The 1199-nt window shown below is 51.0% G+C and carries 1 protein-coding gene; it reads left to right on the plus strand.

Features of this window, described 5'->3' with window-relative positions; all coding sequences use genetic code 11:
- Nucleotides 1-299: 299 nt before the first annotated feature.
- On the plus strand, nt 300-1199 hold a 900-nt coding region (locus tag DW640_RS23255; protein WP_199610469.1), incomplete at its 3' end, for an inorganic phosphate transporter.

Below are 1199 nucleotides of genomic sequence, written 5' to 3' on the forward strand. Positions count from 1 at the left end.
CTCCCACCGCTCCACCCCACCCGCACGGTCCCCCGGCCTACTTTTTTCTCCGTCAAGCGAGCGCCCGCAACGGAGCGTTAAGAAGGGCAGACTGTTTGAGCGGAGCGAGTTTCTGCCCTTTAGCGTAGTGAAGGAAGCGAGTAGGAGAAAAAAGTAAGCCTTGAATTTTTCTTTGGTTCTTTCTTTTGTTTCAAGACAAAAGAAAGAACGTTGTAACACAAATGTAACATGTATGACATCCCCCTGCAACCTCAAACCCCGTCCTTTGCACCCAGAAATAAACATACACAACTTTCTTTATGGAGACAATTTACTTATGCATTATCATTTTCCTGTTCGTGCTGGCCGTGTTCGATCTCATCGTCGGAGTCAGTAATGATGCAGTCAACTTTCTGAATTCGGCGGTAGGCGCCAAGGCCGCTTCGTTCAAAACCATTCTTTTCATAGCCGGGATCGGTATTTTCATTGGCGCATCCCTGTCCAATGGCATGATGGATATAGCCCGTCACGGAATCTATCAGCCCGAGCATTTCTACTTTGCCGAAATCATGTGTATACTGCTCGCCGTCATGCTGACCGACGTAGTCCTTCTGGACGTCTTCAACTCTATGGGCATGCCCACCTCCACGACCGTCTCACTGGTCTTCGAGCTGCTCGGAGGAACTTTCGCCCTCTCCCTGATCAAAGTAAACAATGACGCCACCCTTGCGTTGGGCGATCTGATCAACACCGACAAAGCACTTTCCGTGATCATGGCCATTTTCGTGTCCGTAGCCATCGCCTTCTTCTTCGGTATGTTAGTACAGTGGCTCGCCCGCATCGTTTTCACGTTCAATTACACGAAAAACATCAAATACAGCATCGGCCTTTTCGGTGGGATCGCCGCCACCTCCATCATCTACTTCATGCTGATCAAAGGGTTGAAAGACAGCTCCTTCATGACCCCCGAAAACAAACAGTGGATACAGGACAACACGCTGCTGCTCATCGCCAGCTTCTTCGTCTTCTTCACGGCACTGATGCAAGTGCTGCACTGGCTCAAAGTCAACGTTTTCAAAGTAGTGGTGCTGATGGGCACCTTTGCTCTCGCCCTCGCCTTCGCCGGCAACGACCTCGTCAACTTCATCGGAGTCCCCCTCGCAGGCTACTCCTCCTTCATAGACTACACCACCAACGGAGCCGGAGCAAGTCCGGACAGC

The organism is Bacteroides sp. AM23-12 (assembly GCF_003434395.1).
In the GTDB taxonomy this organism is placed as follows: domain Bacteria; phylum Bacteroidota; class Bacteroidia; order Bacteroidales; family Bacteroidaceae; genus Bacteroides; species Bacteroides thetaiotaomicron.